The organism is Enterovibrio qingdaonensis (genome assembly GCF_028683135.1).
Classification (GTDB): Bacteria; Pseudomonadota; Gammaproteobacteria; order Enterobacterales; family Vibrionaceae; genus Enterovibrio; species Enterovibrio qingdaonensis.
The window spans coordinates 301,767-321,435 of record NZ_JAJUBB010000004.1; the positions used below are offsets into that span (position 1 = coordinate 301,767).

At 47.1% G+C, this 19,669-nt stretch carries 16 protein-coding genes; 8 read left to right on the forward strand and 8 right to left on the reverse strand.

Going from position 1 to position 19,669, the window contains the following annotated elements; translation table 11 throughout:
* Window positions 1-130: 130 nt before the first annotated feature.
* Both LRP49_RS08355 and LRP49_RS08360 read right to left on the reverse strand, forming a co-directional pair.
* Window positions 131-1,435, reverse strand: a complete 1,305-nt coding sequence (locus LRP49_RS08355; protein WP_274141576.1) for a sigma-54-dependent transcriptional regulator — start codon at window positions 1,433-1,435, stop codon at window positions 131-133.
* Complete coding sequence (locus tag LRP49_RS08360; protein WP_274141577.1) at window positions 1,410-3,239, reverse strand: sensor histidine kinase; 1,830 nt, start codon at window positions 3,237-3,239, stop codon at window positions 1,410-1,412. The genes LRP49_RS08355 and LRP49_RS08360 overlap by 26 nt, the downstream gene beginning before the upstream one ends.
* A 101-nt stretch (window positions 3,240-3,340) precedes the next feature.
* On the opposite strand from LRP49_RS08360, the gene pdxH reads away from it, so the two are divergent.
* On the forward strand, window positions 3,341-3,979 hold the full coding sequence (gene pdxH, locus LRP49_RS08365) for a pyridoxamine 5'-phosphate oxidase (protein WP_274141578.1): 639 nt from the start codon (window positions 3,341-3,343) through the stop codon (window positions 3,977-3,979).
* Window positions 3,980-4,012: 33 nt separating this feature from the next.
* On the opposite strand, the gene LRP49_RS08370 is transcribed toward pdxH, so the two are convergent.
* Window positions 4,013-4,723 (reverse strand): helix-turn-helix transcriptional regulator, encoded by a 711-nt coding sequence (locus LRP49_RS08370; protein WP_274141579.1) that lies wholly within the window; start codon window positions 4,721-4,723, stop codon window positions 4,013-4,015.
* A 467-nt stretch (window positions 4,724-5,190) separates the two neighbouring features.
* The gene (locus tag LRP49_RS08375) at window positions 5,191-7,029 is read right to left on the reverse strand and encodes an SUMF1/EgtB/PvdO family nonheme iron enzyme (RefSeq protein ID WP_274141580.1); all 1,839 of its coding nucleotides are present in this window, start codon (window positions 7,027-7,029) and stop codon (window positions 5,191-5,193) included.
* A 650-nt stretch (window positions 7,030-7,679) separates the two neighbouring features.
* Here LRP49_RS08375 and LRP49_RS08380 point away from each other — a divergent pair.
* The 4 genes from LRP49_RS08380 to putP all read left to right on the forward strand — a co-directional run bounded on the left by LRP49_RS08380 (window position 7,680) and on the right by putP (window position 14,042).
* Window positions 7,680-8,453: an AraC family transcriptional regulator gene (locus tag LRP49_RS08380; RefSeq protein ID WP_274141581.1), complete on the forward strand. Its 774-nt coding sequence runs from the start codon at window positions 7,680-7,682 to the stop codon at window positions 8,451-8,453.
* Between the two features lie 202 nt (window positions 8,454-8,655).
* Entirely contained in the window at window positions 8,656-11,763 is a 3,108-nt protein-coding gene (putA, locus tag LRP49_RS08385) for a bifunctional proline dehydrogenase/L-glutamate gamma-semialdehyde dehydrogenase PutA (RefSeq protein WP_274141582.1), read from the forward strand.
* Window positions 11,760-12,482 carry a delta 1-pyrroline-5-carboxylate dehydrogenase gene (locus tag LRP49_RS08390; protein ID WP_274141584.1) on the forward strand — a complete coding sequence of 241 codons (723 nt, stop codon included), beginning with the start codon at window positions 11,760-11,762 and terminating at the stop codon, window positions 12,480-12,482. The genes putA and LRP49_RS08390 overlap by 4 nt, the downstream gene beginning before the upstream one ends.
* A gap of 63 nt (window positions 12,483-12,545) precedes the next feature.
* Window positions 12,546-14,042 (forward strand): sodium/proline symporter PutP, encoded by a 1,497-nt coding sequence (gene putP / locus LRP49_RS08395; protein ID WP_274141585.1) that lies wholly within the window; start codon window positions 12,546-12,548, stop codon window positions 14,040-14,042.
* 46 nt (window positions 14,043-14,088) lie between these two features.
* Here the strand turns inward: putP and yieH are convergent, their stop codons facing one another.
* Window positions 14,089-14,781: a 6-phosphogluconate phosphatase gene (gene yieH / locus LRP49_RS08400; RefSeq protein ID WP_274141586.1), complete on the reverse strand. Its 693-nt coding sequence runs from the start codon at window positions 14,779-14,781 to the stop codon at window positions 14,089-14,091.
* A 363-nt stretch (window positions 14,782-15,144) separates the two neighbouring features.
* Between yieH and LRP49_RS08405 the strand changes: the two genes are divergently transcribed.
* A complete protein-coding gene (locus tag LRP49_RS08405) occupies window positions 15,145-15,807 on the forward strand; it encodes a fumarylacetoacetate hydrolase family protein (RefSeq protein WP_274141588.1) in 663 nt (220 codons plus the stop codon).
* On the opposite strand, the gene LRP49_RS08410 is transcribed toward LRP49_RS08405, so the two are convergent.
* The 3 genes from LRP49_RS08410 to LRP49_RS08420 form a co-directional block, all read right to left on the reverse strand.
* Window positions 15,785-16,363: a DUF1415 domain-containing protein gene (locus tag LRP49_RS08410; RefSeq protein WP_274141589.1), complete on the reverse strand. Its 579-nt coding sequence runs from the start codon at window positions 16,361-16,363 to the stop codon at window positions 15,785-15,787. The genes LRP49_RS08405 and LRP49_RS08410 overlap by 23 nt on opposite strands.
* A 101-nt stretch (window positions 16,364-16,464) precedes the next feature.
* A complete protein-coding gene (locus LRP49_RS08415; protein WP_274141590.1) occupies window positions 16,465-16,971 on the reverse strand; it encodes a CreA family protein in 507 nt (168 codons plus the stop codon).
* A gap of 124 nt (window positions 16,972-17,095) precedes the next feature.
* Entirely contained in the window at window positions 17,096-17,425 is a 330-nt protein-coding gene (locus LRP49_RS08420; RefSeq protein ID WP_274141591.1) for a hypothetical protein, read from the reverse strand.
* Window positions 17,426-17,682: 257 nt separating this feature from the next.
* Between LRP49_RS08420 and LRP49_RS08425 the strand changes: the two genes are divergently transcribed.
* Together LRP49_RS08425 and LRP49_RS08430 are read left to right on the forward strand one after the other, a co-directional pair.
* Window positions 17,683-18,138, forward strand: a complete 456-nt coding sequence (locus LRP49_RS08425; protein WP_274141597.1) for a hypothetical protein — start codon at window positions 17,683-17,685, stop codon at window positions 18,136-18,138.
* A 341-nt stretch (window positions 18,139-18,479) separates the two neighbouring features.
* Window positions 18,480-19,643, forward strand: a complete 1,164-nt coding sequence (locus tag LRP49_RS08430) for a D-alanyl-D-alanine carboxypeptidase family protein (RefSeq protein WP_274141592.1) — start codon at window positions 18,480-18,482, stop codon at window positions 19,641-19,643.
* Window positions 19,644-19,669: the final 26 nt, after the last annotated feature.

The window sequence follows — 19,669 nt, forward strand, 5'->3', positions numbered from 1 at the left end:
AGTCTGTGATTCTCTCTAATGGCTGACAGTCTATAGACATTGATCTGTCTCAACTTTCTCATCGAAGAGAAAGCTGAGATTCTTGTATTGATCAGTTAATACGGGTGGTACAAAGAAGGTCGAACGAAATTTATGCTTTGAAAGATTCTTTATCAAGGTGGTGTTTTTTTAATTTTTCATACAAGGTTTTTCGGGCAAGTCCCAGTTCTTGTTGAACTTCTTTGAGTCTCCCATTGTGCCGATTTAACGCATCAAAGAGGATTGAACGCTCCACTTTTGTCAGTCTTTCAGCCAGTGAGGTGTGGTCATTTTCTTCACTCGTCACAGATTCAGATAATGCTTGCTCCTCACCCATCAAAACCCAACGTTCCGCAAAGTTGCGCAGTTCAGTGACGTTACCTGGCCAAGTGTACTGGGCCATCTTTGCTTTGTGGTCCGCATTCAAGTTGGGTGGGGCGATGCCAAAGCGCGAAGCCGTTGTGCGTAAGAAGTTTTGGCAGATGAGGTAGGTGTCCTCTTCTCTTTCACGTAGCGGAGGAAAATGGAGTGTAATACTGGATAGTATTTCATAAAGACTCTGGTCAAACTTTTGCAGCCTGGCACTTTGTTGAAGATCGACCCGCGTTGAAGCGATCACTCTTGGCATATCGACGGTATTCCGAAGTGCTATCGATAACTTACGCTGAGTCGCCTGCGGTAACGCTTCAATTCCGTCGAGAAACAAGGTGCCCTTGCGCGCAGAGAAGATTTTTCCATGCTTACTTGAAAAGGTATTGGTGTCGGTGGGGTTGCCAAACAACTCTTGCTCAATGCCTGAATCAGGAACTAATCGGCATTTTAAACTGATGAAGGGTTCGTCTTGCCGCTCACTGTGATCGTGCATGAATCTGGCCGCCAACTCTTTACCTGTACCGCGTTCACCTTGCATGAGCAGTGGGGATTCTTTGTCCTTCAAATAAGAAAGGGTGCGACGAAGTTGTTTAATTTCGGCGCAATTGCCAAGAATTCGTGGTCCGGGGGCACTTTGTTGTTCGAGTTCTCGCCGTAGCTCTCGGTTTTCAATGACAAGATTTCGCTTATCCAGTCCTCGACGAATAACGTCTAGCAGGTGATCGGTGGAAAAGGGCTTTTCGAGGAAATCATACGCCCCTCCACGCATCGCTGAAACGGCAGTAGAAATATCGCCATGTCCGGTCAACATGACGATTGAGAATTCCTTGTCAACGGCAAGCGCATGGTTGAGAAACGCGATACCGTCCATTTGAGGCATGTTAATGTCGGAGATGATGACACCTTCAAAGGCACTGTCTAACTGTGACAATGCCTCTTTCGCAGAGGCAAATGTTTTCGGCATAAAGCCTTCAATATCGAGTGTCTGACTGAGAGAATCTCGGATTGAACGCTCATCATCAATAATCCAAATCTCGGTTGTCATCGCGTTGCTTCCCTTCTATTAATCGCTGTAGCGTAACGGTGAAATCTGCGCCGCCACTCGTGTGGTCTTGCGCTTGCAGATCACCATCAAAGCTTTCAATGATTCGGCGACAAATGGTCAATCCCAAGCCTAGCCCCTCAGGCTTAGTGGTGAAAAATGGAGAAAATATCCGTTTCTTCGTATCGTTATCAAGCCCGGGGCCATTGTCCCAAACATGGAGGATGACACGATCGGCACTGACTTCGGTTTCAATGCCTATTGTCGGATCCGTGACCGAAGACAGTGCATGTGCGGCATTACTCATCAAATTGAGGATCACTTGTTCTAGTTGAACAGGATCGGCTTTTACGTAGAGATCCTCTTGCGACAGAGCACAGTTTACGTGGATCCCTTTTTTGATAAAGCTGGCTTCTGACAAGGTAATCGACGCCGAAATCACCGCGTTGATATCCGCTCGATTTCGACTGTTTACATCCTGTTTTCGGGCAAACACTTTGAAGCGAGCAATGATGTCAGCAATAAGCCCAATTAACTCATTAATGGTGGACAAATTCTTACCAACATCGGCATATCGGGCTTTCTCCATCAGCCTTAAACTGTTCTCTGTGTAGGTTCTCATCGCAGCAAGTGGCTGGTTTATTTCATGATTAATGCTGGCGGACATTTCTCCTAGCATGGCAAGTTTCGCCGCTTGGATCAGTTCTGATTCAGTTTGCCTTAACGCCGCCTGAGCTTTTTCATATTGTGAAATGCTGGCGCGAAGGGCTGAGTTTGTCTCTTCTAGTGATGCGGTTCTTGAGGCGACTTTCACTTCCAAATCATCATTGAGTCGCGCCAGTTCTTTTCGGGTGCGCACATTCTGAAGCCATGCGGCGATAACTAACACGAGCAGGGCATAAAACAGCGCGAAGATAAACGTAGCTTGTATGACGACAGGAAAAGAATCAGACACTGAGGTGAACCCATAAATCTGCCAGCCTTCAGTACCGAGGGGGGTCGTAGAGACCAGCATCATTTCGCGCTCTTGGTTTTTGTTGGCGATGGAAAGTTTGCGCTTTTCTGATAAGGCATCCGCATCGCTGAATGTTGTCAGACTTCGAAGCTTGGTATCGCCATAGCGTCTGGAGTCTCTAATTGTTTGCTTCTGCGGTTCAGTCAATATGGTCAATGATTGATAAAGCCACTCATCACGCGAGCTGTAAAAAATGACACCTAGCGGGTCGGCAATTAGATAGTCGAACTGCTGTTGATTCCAAATGCGCTCAATGATTGACAGGTCCACTTTCAGCGTCAGTACACCCGAGACCTTGTCTCCATCTATGACAGGATAAGAAAAATAATATCCGCGTTTGTCAGAAACAACACCCAATGCATAGTACTGCCCCTTCTGGCCAAGAGTGGCTTGTTGAAAATAAGGGCGATAGTGGTAACTGTGTCCGACAAAGCTGGTTTCAGACGCAACATTACTTGATGCCACGGTCATGCCGTTGCGATTCATTAAATACAGCACATCACTGTTTAGGCGCGCGTTCCAATCACTAAGTAAGTCATTGGTCTCGTTAAACAGCCGCTCGCTTTCTGGGGCGCGTAGGAGGCGTTTCAGTCTAGGATCTGCGGATAATACAACGGGGATTTCACTATAGCGTGCTAGCTCTGCTGCCAACTTCTCTTGCAGCTGAAAAACATCACTTTCAATTTTTTGGAGGTAACGCTTTTCTATAGACACGTAAGTAAAAGAAGCGACAAAGGCAGTTAGAACAAGCCCAATTAAGGTGACAAAAAAAACACTGAGCCGCTTCTGCATAATATCCTTCTTTAGCAAACACTGTTTCCAACAGGGTTTTCACTTGAGAAAACCGTCCGTGGGCAGCAAAATGGGGGAAAAATCGTTACTCGGAGCTCCAGATGGATTTGTTTGATATTCGAAGAGAATATAACCAAGGCGGATTGAGACGCAAAGACCTGCCTGAAAACCCTGTTGAATTCTTTGAGCGTTGGCTCAAACAGGCCATTGATGCAGGGCTACCTGATCCCACTGCGATGACTGTTGCGACGGTTGATGAGGATGGCCAGCCTTTTCAGCGGATTGTCTTGCTAAAACATGTTGATGACGAAGGATTTGTCTTCTACACCAACCTGGGTAGCCGTAAAGCAAAACAGCTGGCGCATAACTCAAAAATTAGCCTTCACTTTCCTTGGCATATGCTCGAGCGTCAGGTTCATATCACAGGAACGGCTGAAAAGTTGGGTAAGCTTGAAGTGATGAAATACTTCCTTTCCCGTCCAAAGGAAAGCCAGCTTGCAGCATGGGCGAGCCATCAGAGTGAACGCTTGTCAGCGCGATCTGCTCTCGAAGGAAAGTACATGGAGCTGAAAAAGCAGTTTGAAAAAGGCGAAGTGCCTGTGCCTACATTTTGGGGCGGTTTTCGTGTGAAAGTGTCGTCGATGGAGTTTTGGCAGGGTGGTGAACACCGTCTTCATGACAGATTTATCTACCAAGATGAAGATAAAGGTCACTGGGACATCGAACGTCTGGCACCGTAATCGGAAACGAAAAAGCAGCGTAGGCTGCTTTTTTTATGCTTCGATAATAAGGCTAAATTGTTGCTTTAAAAGTGTTTTTGGGATTTTTGAGCCAATTCCCAGTTCAAGAGCCTTATCGACAAGTTCTGTTTTGCTATTCGCACCGAGTTTAATGCGAAGGTTGGCGAAATGGTTTTCGATGGTTTTGACAGAAACGCCCAACATATGCGCAATAAACTGGGGTTTCTTACCATATAAGTGAAGGAATAAAACTTCAGATTCTCTTTTCGACAGCAGTGCTTTTGTATTGGGAGGATGTGAGCGCGATTTTGTTTGGACGTTTGCCCCGGCCAATTTGCAGATCCACGGGCCAATGTCCAGCAAGGCACTTTCATCGACCGACTCCCAGTTAAAAATCACGCCAAGCACATCTCCCGCTTCATCATACCAAGGGACTTTGGTAACGATATGCGCTTGCCAACTACCATCAGAGTACGGGTGAACATTTAAGACACGGATTTTACGTTGGTTTTTTATGACACATTTATCTTGGTGGGAGAAGTTATCGGCATATTTAGCCAGTTCAGGAGACAGCTCTGACGCGGTTTTTCCAATCAGCGCATCAGGGGAATCAAGGCCAATTAAGTCAACGTAGTTCTTATTCACATAGACAAATTTGGAATCCTTATCTTTACACCCCCAGCATCCGGGAAGTTGTTCAAAGATAGAGATTTGAGTCGGGGGAATTGGCGTCGCGTTGTTCATAGGGAAGGCTGAATAAGTCGGTTAAGTGACAGTGTATTGTAAAAACGAAAAGTGTTACATGGCATGTATCACAAATTGGATGTTGATAAAAAAAAACCGGCTCGTAGGGAGCCGGTAAAAAACAGAGTTTACTCCTAGGAGTGAAATCCTGTACGACGTGTAGAAGAGACCATCTATCGTCATGCTCGAGGGTATTCAAGAGACGAGGAGATGGTTGTTCACCGAGGTAAATTTCAGTGATGAAACAGCAAGATACTGCAATATCCGCTGCTCGATGCTCAATATACGCAGTCGCCAGAAATTCGGGCAGGGGGGAAATGTACTATTTCGCAGTTTATTAATAAGAATGACAGTGAAAACCCTTTAACGTTGAGGGTTTGCATTCAAAAAGGAAGCTGTTTGACGTATCTAAGAAAAAAAATAAAGCCCACTTTCGTGGGCTTTTAGGGACTCGGTAAACTGAAAAGTTATATTTGGCGTACTACGCGGAAACCAACATAGTTTGCGCTGAGATCCGATTTCAACTCCAATCGCTCTGCAACGCGAGCACTGCTCGGTGAGAAGCTCCAAGCACCGCCTCGAGCGACAGGTGTATGGCTTTCTGCCCACTCCCAAACATTGCCCGCAGTGTCGTAGATACCGAACGGATTTGCTGGGAAGCTAGCAACGGGAGAGGTACTTTTGTTAGACCACTCAGAACCGCTCCAACCGGTATTGGCGTTACCCACACCGATATCGTTACCCCACCAGTAATCAGACTCTCTGCCTGCACGTGCGGCGACTTCCCACTGCACTTCAGAAGGTAAGGTGTAATTGAAGCCTGTTTGTGAGCTCAACCATTTTGAGTACGCCATGGCGTCTTCTTGGGTGATACACACAACCGGAGAGCTGTCAGTTTGGGAAAAGCCTGGTTTACGCCAGTGATGATTCAGTAGCTGCTTTGGTTCACCGTTTTCCAATGTGGTGCAACCTTGGCCTTCTTCTGCATTCGTCACGTAACCTGTCGCGGTAACAAACTCACCAAATTGCTGAACCGTCACTGGGGTAGCGGCAATAGAGTATGGCTGATCAACCATAACTGATTGCTTGGCATCAAACCCGACACGGTATTGCCCTGCGCCGACAACAACCATTTGCGGGGCTTGTCGGTTATTGGTGAGTTTGTCAGCGAATTGCTTTCCCGGCTGAGGTTGGTTCTCCTGCTCTTTAAGGTTTGCCCAAACGACCGAATCTTTATTCATGTACATTTGGCGGCTATACGATTCGAAACCTGGCTTATCGACGGAAACTTGATGCTGACCTGCAGGTAGCATTATCTCGACTGGCGTTGAGCCGTAGGTCACACCATTAATGGTGACGTTATCATCATAGCGGTTTGAGCGGATTTTAATGTTCACCCAACGTTTCGCTTGCTGCTTTGGGGCAGTTTTCGCTGACGTGAAGGGTTTTTCTACACAATATCTTTCCGCAAAGTCGAGCAGTTTACAGGCCGCATTTTCATCTGGCTGGCTGCGCATCTCTGCCTGCATTCGGGTGATATAACGGTTTGTACCGCTAAAGCCGCTGTCAACGACGTTGTTGTTCATCACATGAATGTTGAAAGAGACTCGATTTGCGTTCAGTTTTGCTGTGGTGGACTCTGTGACGTTATCGAGAACTTGAGATTGGAAAGTGTTTACGGCTTTTTGCATGGTCAAGGTTTTACCTTGATTAGCACAAGCTGCAAGCGTCATAGATTCACTACAGGTGATGGTGTGAACAACTTCAATGGTATCGGCAACAGTTAGCTCTTGACGAAGACGTTTAACACGCGCTTCTTTTTTGGCTTCTTGCAGATTGTCCATTGAGGTCATCAGCAATTGCTTCTGGCGATTTTCACCTTCAACAATACGCTGCTGTTCAGCGACGGCCTGATCATTGGTAAGCGTGGTACTTTGGTTTTGTTTTACCGCATTCCAAGCTACCTGATAGTCATCTCTGTATTGGGTTAAATCCGTATCTGGATTTTCAATTAAACGACGGAATTGCTCATCCAGTCGTTCTTGAGCCAGATTACGTTTCTTTTCGAGATCGATTGCACTTTTTGCTAATGTTTCGCGTTCAGCTAACAAAGCATCAAGCTTATCTCTCTGTGTTTGAAGGTTTTGCGCATGTGAGCTAATTTCACTTCTTTTATCCGCTAGCTTCTGTTCCAACGCAACAACGGGATCGTCAGTCGCGACTGTGGCTTCATTGGCAAGCGATTGACTGCTAAGAAGTATTGGCGTTAACGCAAGAACCAGAGCGGTGATGCGATTACTTTTCATAAGTCCCTTGCTTATTCTCAGAATTTCTTTAGAAAACCTGTGTCCCAAATCGCTACATTAACATGGATATGTTAATACGCTTATTCATGATACTAATTATTTGACGCTTATCGTTATTATTCAAATTCTTTATTTTGACTGGCAACTCAATAATTAATGTAAAAATTAGCTCAACACAGTGAAAGCGGTAATAAAAAATAAAAAATAACGTTTTAATTGACGCTTATTTTAACCTTGCGCCATAAATTTGGCGCAATTTTCTAGAAAATAATTGCGTTGCTACTCGTTAATTTGTAACGAGGAGGATCCGTTTTCACCGGAACGATGATCATGAAAAGATCATGGGTTGGGATCACCGAAAGAATGATCAAGTGTAAAAAGTCATCTTTCCTGCAATGGGAACTAACCATTAAACTGCTTAAACTCAGTGGTTTAGTCTGGTTTAAGGTTGTTTTTTGTTCGGGGTGATGTTTGCTTACGCATGGTAATTGGAGGATGAAACAGAGAGATCCTCCTCATATTTGGGGTCGAAAAGACATCGGCCGTAGTTTACACACTACTTGATCATGTTTCCGAGATGATTTTGCTTCTCGAATCTCCTCAATGCGTGGCAAAATAGGCACCGTCTTAGTTTCTCAAACATTTTCGCCATGGCATCAGATCTCAAGCACTCTCAGGTTATTGCTTTGCCCAGTCATCCCTCGCTTCATGCGCATGACTATCGGCAGGTCGTGATCGGATTGCAAGGACAGACAGAATTCGAACTTTCGGGCCGAGGTAACCTCGTCGGGCCGGGGCAAGGATGTTTGGTGTCTGAATCTGAGTTGCATGCTTTTTCAGGGATTGGCCAGAACGAGATTCTGGTTATCAACTTACCTCAGTCCGTGTTGCACGGCGAAGTCACTATGATGCAGAAAGTCGATACGCTATTTCGACGTGACGCTTATTTTCAACTCGACAACCAAGCACAAACGCTTGTTCGCGCGTTGACGGCTGAAATGGTCGCCAATCCTGAGGATCAACTTCTTGGTCGTGCTTGTGCTGACACCCTTCTGTGTGTGATGGAAAGGCACGTGCGTGATCAGCTGCCTACTATCAGGCAACGTCAGCGTTTGAATATGGATGTGCTTGATTTGTATATTCGGCAGCATATCAACCGCAAGATCAGTGTTGCGCAGTTGGCCGGGTCTGTCTTTTTGGCAGAGAGCCAGTTTCATCAGCTGTTTAAATCCCAAATGGGGATGACGCCGCATCAATACGTGTTGAGAAAACGTTTCGAACTTGCCCAAGATTTGCTTTGTAATAGCGAGTTGAGCCTAGCCCAAGTGTCAGACAGCTGCGGCTTCGCATCTCAAAGCGGTTTCACGTCAGCCTTCACTCGCTTTTTTGGTGTTTCGCCAGCCCGGTTCCGCCAGCAACACTGATCTAAATCATTAAATCCTCACTAATTTGTTACTAATCGCTACAAGCGCTGGTTCTCTGTTTGTTAATCATCGGAGTTTTTTGCAATAATGCCGCAGAATTTTGAAAGACTCCCCACCGCGTACTACCTAGAATCGGTCGTTATTCTAACATATATGTAACATATGCCACTGCCTCGTGGTTAAAGGAGAGAGGATCCTGCTTATGTTAAAAGCGACCGACGTGTTGGACCCCAACTATGTCGAGCAGATGCCTGCGGCTTTGTGGCCGGACATTTCCACACACTATTGTGTGGATGAGGCGATCTTGCTTGAAAGGCTTTTGCCGCTTGCTACACCGACTGACGAAGAACGCAGGTTAACGGAACGGTCTGCCTCTGCATTGATTGAAAATGTGCGTGCAGACAAAAACGCCATTCAGATGATTGATGCCTTGCTGCTCGAATACAGCCTTGATACCCGTGAAGGGATCCTGCTGATGTGTTTGGCAGAAGCGCTTATGCGTGTTCCTGATGCCAAAACGGCAGATGCGCTGATCAAAGACAAGCTGGGGGTTGCGGATTGGAAAGCGCACCTGAAAAACTCAGACTCGCTTTTTGTCAACGCTTCAACCTGGGGGTTAATGCTGACCGGCAAAGTGGTTAACGTGGATGAGCGTACTGAGGGCAGTTCGACAAACGTCCTCAACCGGCTGGTCAATAAAATGAGCGAACCGGTGATCCGCCAGGCAATGCATCAAGCCATGAAAATCATGGGGCATCAATTTGTGCTTGGCCGGGACATTAATGAGGCGTTAGGAAACGCAAAAGCACCGCGTACACAAGGGTTTACCTACTCCTTTGATATGCTTGGTGAGGCAGCACTAACAGCCAGTGATGCGAAGAAATATTTTGATGATTACATGCTGGCTATTGAAACTGTCGCTCGTCATCTTAATGAGGGCTCCGGGCCAGCTCCGTCTGTTTCTATTAAGCTCTCAGCACTTCACCCTCGCTATGATGTTGCCAACAAAGACCGTGTGATGTCTGAGTTGTTTGAGACGGTTCTGGGGCTGTTAAAAAAGGCACGTGAACTGGGCGTTGCTATCACTATTGATGCTGAAGAAGCCGATCGCCTTGAACTTTCTTTATCGCTTTTTGAAAAACTGTTCACAGACCAAGCCGTTGTTGGCTGGGGACAATTTGGATTGGTGGTTCAGGCGTATTCAAAACGTGCATTACCCGTGATTGTCTGGTTGGCGTCGTTGGCAAAAGCGAACGCTACCCCAATCCCGATGCGTCTTGTAAAAGGCGCGTATTGGGATAGCGAAATTAAGCTTTCCCAACAAAAAGGCCTATCAGGGTATCCCGTTTTCACACGCAAAGAAGGCACGGACGTTTCCTATCTTGCTTGTGCCCGCTTTTTACTGAGCTCGCATATCAACGGCCTGATCTACCCACAGTTTGCAAGCCACAATGCGCAGACAGTCGCCGCTATTCATTCAATGGCGAAACACACAGACTACGAATTCCAACGCCTGCATGGTATGGGTGATGCGCTCTATAACCACGCGAAAGCGGAGTTTGGGCAGCCAGTGAGAATTTATGCACCAGTAGGTAGTCACAAAGACTTGCTGCCGTATTTGGTTCGTCGATTACTAGAAAATGGGGCGAACAGCTCATTTGTCCATCGCTTGGTGGATGCACGTTGCCCAATTGGCGATTTAACACAACATCCTGTTGATACGCTGCTGGCGAATTCCACCTTAAACAACACGCGCATTCCGCTTCCTGTCGATATTTTTGGTGGTTCACGCCAAAACTCGATGGGGGTCGCGACTGACATTGAAAGCGAATGGTCTGTGTATCTTGACGCAGTAAATGCGCATTGGGATACGCACTGGCAAGCCGGTCCAATTGTTAATGGCAAGAAGCGCACAGGTGACGCTCATCAGGTTGTTGCGCCTTACGACCATAGCATTCAAGTTGGTACCGTGAGTTGGTCGAGTCAGGAAGACATTGAAGCGGCTTTGTCTTCTGCTCAACAAAGTTTTGCGTCGTGGAATGCGCTATCAACTGAGCAACGCGGTAAGTACTTACTTGCACTTTCAGACAAGCTAGAAAGTCACCTTGGTGAATTGGCAGCACTATGTCACAAAGAAGCAGGGAAAACGATTCATGACAGTATTGATGAAGTGCGTGAAGCGGTCGATTTTCTGCGTTACTACCCCATTCAAGCAAAATCTGTGTTGGTGTCGGCAGACACGTTAACCCGTTTCGATGGGAAGCGCGTATCACTGACACGGGAAGGGCGCGGTGTCTTTACGTGTATCAGTCCATGGAATTTTCCGCTGGCAATCTTTATCGGGCAAATCTCAGCGGCACTGGTGACGGGAAACACTGTCGTAGCAAAGCCAGCGGAGCAAACATCGCTGATTGCCTGTCGAACCATTGAACTCCTGCTAGAAACCGGTATCCCGCCAGGTGTGATTCACCTTCTTCCGGGTAAAGGCGCAGATGTCGGCCAAGCCCTGACCGAAGACGCACGTATTGCGGGTGTCGCGTTTACAGGCTCAACACCGACGGCTCAGCGTATTAATCAGACCTTAGCGTCACGAGACGCGCTTCCCGTCCCGTTTATCGCGGAGACCGGCGGTCAAAACGTCATGTTAGTGGATAGCACTGCGTTACCGGAGCAAGTGGTGCGTGATGTTTTACGCTCGGCCTTTGCTTCAGCAGGTCAACGTTGTTCAGCACTTCGTGTTCTTTATCTGCAAGCGGATATCGCCGATCGGGTGATTACCCTCATCAAAGGGGCGATGGCTGAGATGCGTGTTGGTTTGCCATACCTGCACGAGACGGATGTAGGCCCAGTGATTGATGAGTTAGCGCAAGCGAAGCTGCAAAATCATATTAACAGCCTGTTTAAAAGCAGCACCTTCATTGCCAAAGCACCAATGGACAGCGAAGCGCGTCGCGGGACATTCATTGCACCGGTGGCGTTTGAAATTGACGGTATCGCTCAACTGACCCAGGAGCACTTTGGGCCAATCCTTCATGTCGTTCGCTACAACGCCGATGAACTCGACAAGGTGATCGATGAGATCAATCTGGCTGGGTTTGGGTTGACGTTAGGTATCCATAGTCGCAATGAAGGGACGTATCGGTATATCGAATCGCGCGTCAACGTCGGTAACAGTTACATCAACCGTGATCAGGTTGGCGCAGTGGTTGGCGTTCAACCATTTGGTGGTCAGGGATTGTCGGGAACGGGGCCTAAAGCAGGTGGGCCGCATTACCTTTACCGGTTTACTCGTGAGGAGGTATCAGCATGACAGTAAATAACGACATGATTGAGCGTACGTCAGCACAGAGCTTGGCGGTATGGGATGCGTGGAACACCTTAAATGTTGAAGTGCGTTGCGACGTGCTTTTAGGTTGGGCGGACGCCATTACTCAGCGAGGAAAGGCGTTTAATGAAGCGGCTCAATTGATTCGTTTTCATGCGCAATGCGCAAGAGATCTGATTGCACCCGTGCATGAAATGCCAGGGCCGACCGGTGAAACCAATGAGCTTTACACGGCAGGCAGAGGACTGTTTATCGTCAGCGGTGACAGCTCACTGACACTCACCGCCATGGCAGGACAATTGGCGGCAGCGTTGGTTGCCGGAAACTGTGTATTACTCATTGTGACAAAAGAGATGGCGCACTCTGCAGATGCTTTATTGGCAGACTTTGTGAAAGTTAGCTCTCACGATCGCGTCGTACAAATCCTATCAGAAACATATTTAAACGCAGCAATTGCGCATGCGCCAATCAGTGGTGTCGCTGTTGTTGCCGATGATGCAACCTTGATTGCATGGAACAAAAAACTGGCAGAACGTGATGGGGTATTGGTCCAATTCGTTGCTGAAGACAACGTGGAACAATTATCACTAATCGCGTCGCCAACTTACCTTCTTCGCTTTATCACTGAGCGAACGAGAACCATAAACATCACCGCCGTAGGTGGCAATGCCACGCTTCTGGAACTCGGTAGTGGTGAACATTAACACTAAGACAATCCGGAATTGGGCACTGGATATTGGTGCCCGAAGTTATTGAGGGAAATTGGAATGATTGAAAATAGCGTTGCAATCAGTGCCACGTTTATCGTGTACCTGATTCTTATGCTTGCCATTGGCGTGTACGCATACAAACGTACGTCAAACTCTGAGGACTACTTCTTAGGTGGTCGCTCACTGGGTCCTTGGCCTGCGGCCTTGTCTGCAGGCGCATCTGATATGAGTGGCTGGTTGCTGCTTGGTTTGCCGGGCTACGCGTATGCAGCGGGTATTGAATCGCTTTGGCTGGCGGGCGGTTTGTTAGCGGGTACTTACTTAAACTGGCTGATTTGTGCAAAAAGGCTTCGTACTTACAGTATTGAAGTAGACAATGCATTGACCATCCCCGAATTTTTGTCGCGTCGCTTTGAAGATAAATCGAAATTGCTTCAGACCATTTCGGCGTTCTTCATCCTGCTGTTTTTCCTTTTCTATACAAGTTCTGGCTTGGTAGCGGGCGGCAAATTGTTTGAAACTGTGTTTGGTCTTGAATACAGTACCGCGGTTATCGTGGGTACCGTCTGTGTGGTTTCTTACACCCTATTCGGTGGCTTCCTTGCTGTATCTTGGACAGACCTGGTACAAGGTCTTCTGATGGCAGCGGCACTGATGATTGTGCCGATTGCTACCATGGACGGCTCATTCACGGATCTGCCTGCGGCGTTGGAAGCGAAAAACCCTGAACTGTTGACCTTGTTCCACGACATTAGTGGTCAACCTTTGTCGTGGATTGCGATTGTTTCGCTGGTGGCATGGGGACTTGGTTACTTTGGTCAGCCTCATATTCTTGCGCGTTTCCAAGCCACACGCAGCAACCATGACATCACAGCAGCACGACGCATCGCGGTGGGCTGGAGCGGCATTTCAATGGCGGGTGCCGTTTTGATTGGTCTGGTTGGCATTTTGTACGTGGATAAGCACATGGGTGGCGAACTGGCCGATGGCGAGACCATTTTCATGTTCCTAGTTAATGCGGCATTCCACCCAATTGTTGCGGGTATCTTGTTAGCGGCGATTTTGGCGGCGGTAATGAGTACGGCAGATTCTCAGTTGTTGGTATCTTCCTCGGCTCTGGCAGAAGACTTCTACAAACAAGTTTTCCGTCCAGACGCCTCGACGAAAGAAGTCGTCATGGTTGGCCGTTTCGCGGTAGTCGGTATTTCAATCGTCGCACTTATGTTGGCGATGAACCCTGACAGCACGGTACTAAGCCTAGTGTCTTACGCGTGGGCAGGATTTGGTGCGGCATTTGGTCCTGCGCTATTGCTTGCTCTGTTCTGGAAAGACATGAACCGAAATGGTGCACTTGCCGGTGTTATCGTTGGTGGTGTAACCGTTGTGGTCTGGAAGCAAATTACAGGGGGAATTTTCGACCTGTATGAGATCGTACCGGGCTTTATCTTCGCATGGATCTCGATTGTGGTTGTCAGTAAGTTGACTGGCGGTGCAAGCGATAGCGTAATGCAACGATACGACGACTATGAGCAAAGCTTAAAGACGTTGCCTTAATCAAAGGCGGATGAGAAAGGGACGCAGATGCGTCCCTTTTTTTGTTCTATGCCCAGCTATTACACAATGGCAGCTTTTCTAACAGTATCGAGAGCTCATCCATTGAGTGAACTGAACGAACCAACGGATGGTCGACATCCTCTTTGTTGCCCGTATTAAAATAAATAGTGCGGATACCTGCGTTGATACCCGCTTCAACGCCAAGCAGCGTATCATCCACGAACAAGCACTCGTGAATAGGTGCTGCCATGTTCATTGCCGAATAGTGCAGGAGATCTGGGGCGGGTTTCCAGCTGTTCGCATCGAATGCACTGAACAGCTTCCCACGAAAATGTGGCATCAGGCCCGTCAGCTGAAGTGTCATTTCCATCTTGCTAACGGGTCCGTTGGATGCAACACAGATGTCTACGCCGATATTCTCAAGCATATTAATTAAATCGGGGACACCGGTGACGGGCTTAAGTTTGGTTTCGAACAACGCGGCGCATTTGTCGCGATAGAGTGGTTCCAGCTCATCAAGCGAGATGGCAAGCCCGTATCGCTCACACGTATGCATGAGTATGTCCGCCAGCTTACCGCCTTGGAAATTGTCTAAGCACTCCTGAAGATCAAGCGTAACGCCGTAATGAGCGAATACCTCCACCATCGCCATCTGACAGAGCACCTCACTATCAACCAAGGTTCCATCGCAGTCAAAAATGACGCATGACAAGGGAGTTTCAAAGTCAAAAGCATTCATTTGATTTCAGTTCACCTAGTTGATTGAAAAGGTCGTACTGTAATCCTTGCTCTGACCAAGAAATCCGACAACGAGCGATCTTGGAAACTGTTAAACGCGTCTTACCGAAGGCGCAGTTAGTCGATAAAAATCAATGCTGGGTCTGATTTTATTAAGAGTGAGACGCCTGTAAAACTACCATCGTTCCCATGTCAGGAGTTATTGAAATACCTTGTCTTTTAAGTGGAACGATGATCAAGGAAGATCAACGAGAGCCTGTGAATGTTCTTTGAAGATATGAGTGTGTAAGCATCCCGTATTAATTGGACATTCCGTATACTATGTTAATGCGTTTTAGATTCATGGAAGAAGCAAGGAGAGATAATGTACGCACACGAATGGATGCAGGGAACAAAGGTCGATTTACCTGTCGGCAAAGTGGTTTGCATCGGCAGAAACTACGTCGACCATGCAAAAGAGTTAGGTAACCCTGTGCCAGATGAGCCTGTGCTTTTTCTAAAACCTCAAACTGCATTGGTCGGCACATCAGGTGATTTGGTTCTATCCGATCGGTTAGCCCCCATTCACTATGAAGCTGAACTTTCTATCTTGATTGGTGCGGGATTGAGTCATGCGACAGAGGCCAACGCACGTCAAGCCATTGCAGGAATCGGTGTTGCATTGGATCTCACACGCCGCGAAACACAATCGGCATTGAAACAAAAAGGCCTGCCTTGGGAGCTCGCGAAAGCCTTTGATGGTAGCTGTGTACAAAGCCCATTTATCCCGTTCGCACATGAATTGAAATCAATACGGTATGGTTTGGATGTGAACGGTGAGGCAAGGCAGCGGGGTGATACCCATTTGATGATCACCCCGGTTGTTGAGCTACTTTGTCATTTGACCAAGTACTTCACGTTACTACCGGGGGACATTGTGCTGACAGGGACCCCTAAAGGTGTGGGGCAACTGCATGATGGTGATACGCTGGCGTTAACCTTAGAGGATGAGACGCTCGCGCATTTTAGTTGTGTGAGTGCCCCTTAAAAAGATAAGGAAACAACGCGTTTTTTTCTTCAGCAGTCAGCGAGCAGACGCGGTCAATATTGATGTCGGGAATGGCCTCGGCATCACCACCATAGTATTTGAGTGCTTTTTCTATGCTTGCTTCCCGGATCAGATGAAACACGGGATACGGTGAGCGATTGGTCAAATTGCTTTCATCTTCTGGCTCAACATCTGCAAAGCAATAGTCTGGGTGGAAACTCGCGATTTGATAGATTCCGCGCCAACCGAATTGGTCAATCAGCATGTCAGCGACATCAAGGAATTGGTTGTAATCGTCAAAGTCCTGAAAACAGTTAGGCGTAACGACCAGCGTCGTTTCCAAATCAGCCACGTCGCTGTTTTCAAGTAGCGTCAATTCAGTGATGATGGACTCCATCACGTCTTGGTCTGAGGTGCTCTCGCACACCTCAATTTTGATTTGTTTGTTGCGTTGAGGCTTTGCGGCGAAAGGGCAAAGGTTTAATCCAATCACGACTTTTTCTAACCATGCAGTGGTCTGTTCTTCAATGTGTTGGATGGATGCGTTGGAATGCATGTTGGGCTCCCTTTCTAGGTGTAAGGGATATGTTAACGGCCCAAAGGGAAAAACCCAATCAGCAGTGATGATTTACACTGCAAATTGGGTTTAAGTGTTGCTTATTTGGTCTCGATTGGCTCTTGCCACGCTTTGGTACCCCAAAGTGGTACAGTAGACAAACTATGTTTAAAGCTGCCTTCGGTTTCTTTGGTTGTATAGGACAAATAGAGCAGCGTCTGACTTTTCGGATCGTAGATACGTCGTACCTTCATGGTTTTGAAGAAGATACTCTTAGACTTTTTAAATACCACCTCACCCGATGCACTCTTATCAATATTGGCGATCATATCAGCCGTAATATCACCTGTTTGGCGGCAAGAAATGGAGCTGTCACTTGGGTCTGAGAGGCTCAAATTCGCTTCGATAGAGGCAATGTGACATGTCACACCCGTGACAACTTCATCCTCGAGAGAGGAAATTTTGATGTCCTTCATCGTGAATAGACCGAGAGAAACATCACCGACCTCATCATCTGAACAACCAACCAGCGCGACGGAGACCAGCGACACGGCAATAAGAGAGCGAATTTTGGACAACCTAGAAAGAAAGGTTAAGCGATGACGCATCGTAAACACCTGTAAGTCGTTGTTAGTGGATTCAAACTGGCACTGTATCAGTGCATGCGGTCAAATGTCTAACAACGACTTGTCATCAAGATGGATTGTCACAACGTGAAGGCCTTGGTATCGATTATTCGAACTGCGCGTCTCCCGGCCTTCGGTCTAGTGTCTCTGGGTTGAAGGTGATCAGTTCATCGTAGGCATCGCAGTAGCTAGCCGTCAGATTATATTTATTTCTGGCAGCTTCGATTTTGCGTTCTGCAATGCGTCGTTTGTCTGACCCATTCCGATCGGAGCTAAAAATACGTTGTTGTGTGAACAGTTCTTGTGTGAACTTCTGTTTGCAAATGGTTTCGTTGCGCTCGGTGACAACTTCGCCCAGTTTATCTCTTTCAGCAACAGCGTGCGTTGGTATGACGAGCACGCCGATAAATAACGATTTTACAATAAGATAGCGCATGAAATTGCCCCTGAGTAGTGACTACACCTTTAAAGATAGTTCACAGACTTTTGTCTCTCAACTGAGACGAGTGGACATTTTTAAGGCTTGCCTCTTTGTGCTGATAGGTAAGGTTTATTTCACCTTATTGTTCTTCCCTCGGCGTACCTGACTGTTTGTTTTCTGTGCGGGTTAACATTCCTGCGATAAGAAGGATGAAGCCATGGCCTGTTTGGCGTTATCTTCTTATTTTTCAAGGAACGATGATAATTCAGAAGATGCAAAAACAGGTTAATAGCTCTTACCTGCAACTTTTTATGCGGGAATCCAAGACAGCAGCGATGCTGAGTCTCGACAAACTCCCTGACGTTTCCAATGTGGACGCCATTGCCCTTTTTGACTGGATGGCCAGTAAACGCTCTTTTTCTGCGTCCGAATTGAAAGGTCATCGTTATATCAAGTCGTGCAGTGCTGGTTATGTGACTGAACTGTGTTTGCATGAGGATGGTACGCTTGAGGAATATACACTGTTCAACCGTCTTCCGACTGTCGGTACGTGGAAACTCGAACAAGGCATTTTGGACCTCGACATAAGAAAAGGTGAAAACACCTACAATAGCCGTGTTATCGCCAATAAAGCGGTGAACATCCATTCGGCGATTGAGTACAAAAATGGCGAACTGCATTCCTACTTGAAACTGGCACATGTCATGCCGGTTGCAGAAAGCGCTTAACCAAACACACCTTGCAATACCTAACCTGAAAGCCAACGTCTCGTTGGCTTTTTTTTTCGCCTAATAACGAGACGTCCTGCAGGTACGGTCAATATTCTTCCGCAAATTTAAGTCAGCAACATTTGTTTACGACATTCTTTGCAGCTGTCGGAGGTCGTTTGAGAGCGGTCTAAGCCAGTAGGCCCAAGGTGCGAGCGGTTAGTCTGTGAGAAAGGGATCGCGAAAATGAAGAAGGTAGTGATGATATGTCGGAACGAAACCTTGCAGTATCTGTCTGAACATAAAAAGGAATTATTGCCTTCCTCTGGTGATATTTACGTGATTTTGGAAGAGAGCTATTCATGAAACGGACTGCTATTGTTGTACTTTCTCTTGTGACACTGTTTCCTGCTCAAGCACTAACGGTTAAGCCGAATCCGCCGCAAATCGCTGCGAAAGGTTACGTTCTGATGGATTTCCATTCAGGCATGGTGATTGCGGAAAAAGATGCCAATGAACCACTCGCACCGGCGAGTTTGACCAAACTGATGACAGCTTATGTGGTAGGCCAAGAAATCAAGCTGGGAAGACTTGCTTGGGACGATAGGGTCGATGTCAGTGAGAATGCGTGGTCAGCAAAATTTCCGGACTCCTCAAAAATGTTTATCAAGCCGGGCGATGTGGTCACCGTAAAAGATCTAATGCGAGGTTTGATTATTCAATCGGGCAACGATGCTGCTGTCGCACTCGCTGAACATATTGCAGGCAGCGAATCGGCCTTTGTAAACCTGATGAATAGCTGGGCAGAAAAGCTGGGTATGGACAGCTCCCAATTTGTAAATGCACATGGCTTAGACGCATATGGCATTCAATCGACCGCGATGGACATGGCAGTACTGATGCAATCCATCATTGAAGAGCTACCCGAGGTTTACGATCTTTACAGCGAAAAAGTGTTTACGTGGGCGAAAATCACCCAATACAACCGCAATAAGTTACTTTGGGATCGCTCATTGGATGTTGATGGCGGCAAAACCGGATACACCTCAGATGCGGGCTACAGTTTAGCCAGCTCTGCGACAGAAGGCAGAATGCGATTGGTGTCTGTTGTTATGGGAACATCGAGTCAGCAAGCGCGTGAAAGTGCCTCAAAAAACCTGTTGAACTATGGTTTTCGTTTTTATGACAGCCAACAAGTTGCAAAACGTGACGGCTTAGAAACGCAAGTAAAAGTGTGGAAAGGGCAAACGGAAGAAGTGGCACTGACATACAAAGATGATATTTACCTCACCTTACCGCGCAACCAAGCTGATAGTGTCACTAAATCTGTTGTTATCGATGGGCCTGTTGTTGCACCCATTGAAAAGGGCAAGCCGTTGGGGCGCGTCGAATGGCGAAGCAACGGTGAAGTTGTTAACTCCGTATCGTTAATTAGCGCAGAGTCGATAGAGCAAACCTCATGGATTGGTCGCGTGTGGGATGGCATAGTGCTGTGGTTTCACACCAAATGGTCTGCCATTTTCTAACGCCTTTATAAAGGCCTCTCTGTGAG

Excerpts from the sequence above, each read along its gene's own strand:
- LRP49_RS08430 (WP_274141592.1), top strand. The coding sequence starts at position 18,480 with ATGAAACGGACTGCTATTGTTGTACTTTCTCTTGTGACACTGTTTCCT.
- LRP49_RS08370 (WP_274141579.1), bottom strand. The coding sequence starts at position 4,723 with ATGAACAACGCGACGCCAATTCCCCCGACTCAAATCTCTATCTTTGAA.
- putA (WP_274141582.1), top strand. The coding sequence starts at position 8,656 with ATGTTAAAAGCGACCGACGTGTTGGACCCCAACTATGTCGAGCAGATG.
- LRP49_RS08415 (WP_274141590.1), bottom strand. The coding sequence starts at position 16,971 with ATGCGTCATCGCTTAACCTTTCTTTCTAGGTTGTCCAAAATTCGCTCT.
- LRP49_RS08410 (WP_274141589.1), bottom strand. The coding sequence starts at position 16,363 with ATGCATTCCAACGCATCCATCCAACACATTGAAGAACAGACCACTGCA.
- LRP49_RS08380 (WP_274141581.1), top strand. The coding sequence starts at position 7,680 with ATGGCATCAGATCTCAAGCACTCTCAGGTTATTGCTTTGCCCAGTCAT.
- LRP49_RS08360 (WP_274141577.1), bottom strand. The coding sequence starts at position 3,239 with ATGCAGAAGCGGCTCAGTGTTTTTTTTGTCACCTTAATTGGGCTTGTT.
- putP (WP_274141585.1), top strand. The coding sequence starts at position 12,546 with ATGATTGAAAATAGCGTTGCAATCAGTGCCACGTTTATCGTGTACCTG.
- pdxH (WP_274141578.1), top strand. The coding sequence starts at position 3,341 with ATGGATTTGTTTGATATTCGAAGAGAATATAACCAAGGCGGATTGAGA.
- LRP49_RS08425 (WP_274141597.1), top strand. The coding sequence starts at position 17,683 with ATGCAAAAACAGGTTAATAGCTCTTACCTGCAACTTTTTATGCGGGAA.
- LRP49_RS08405 (WP_274141588.1), top strand. The coding sequence starts at position 15,145 with ATGTACGCACACGAATGGATGCAGGGAACAAAGGTCGATTTACCTGTC.
- LRP49_RS08355 (WP_274141576.1), bottom strand. The coding sequence starts at position 1,435 with ATGACAACCGAGATTTGGATTATTGATGATGAGCGTTCAATCCGAGAT.
- yieH (WP_274141586.1), bottom strand. The coding sequence starts at position 14,781 with ATGAATGCTTTTGACTTTGAAACTCCCTTGTCATGCGTCATTTTTGAC.
- LRP49_RS08390 (WP_274141584.1), top strand. The coding sequence starts at position 11,760 with ATGACAGTAAATAACGACATGATTGAGCGTACGTCAGCACAGAGCTTG.
- LRP49_RS08420 (WP_274141591.1), bottom strand. The coding sequence starts at position 17,425 with ATGCGCTATCTTATTGTAAAATCGTTATTTATCGGCGTGCTCGTCATA.
- LRP49_RS08375 (WP_274141580.1), bottom strand. The coding sequence starts at position 7,029 with ATGAAAAGTAATCGCATCACCGCTCTGGTTCTTGCGTTAACGCCAATA.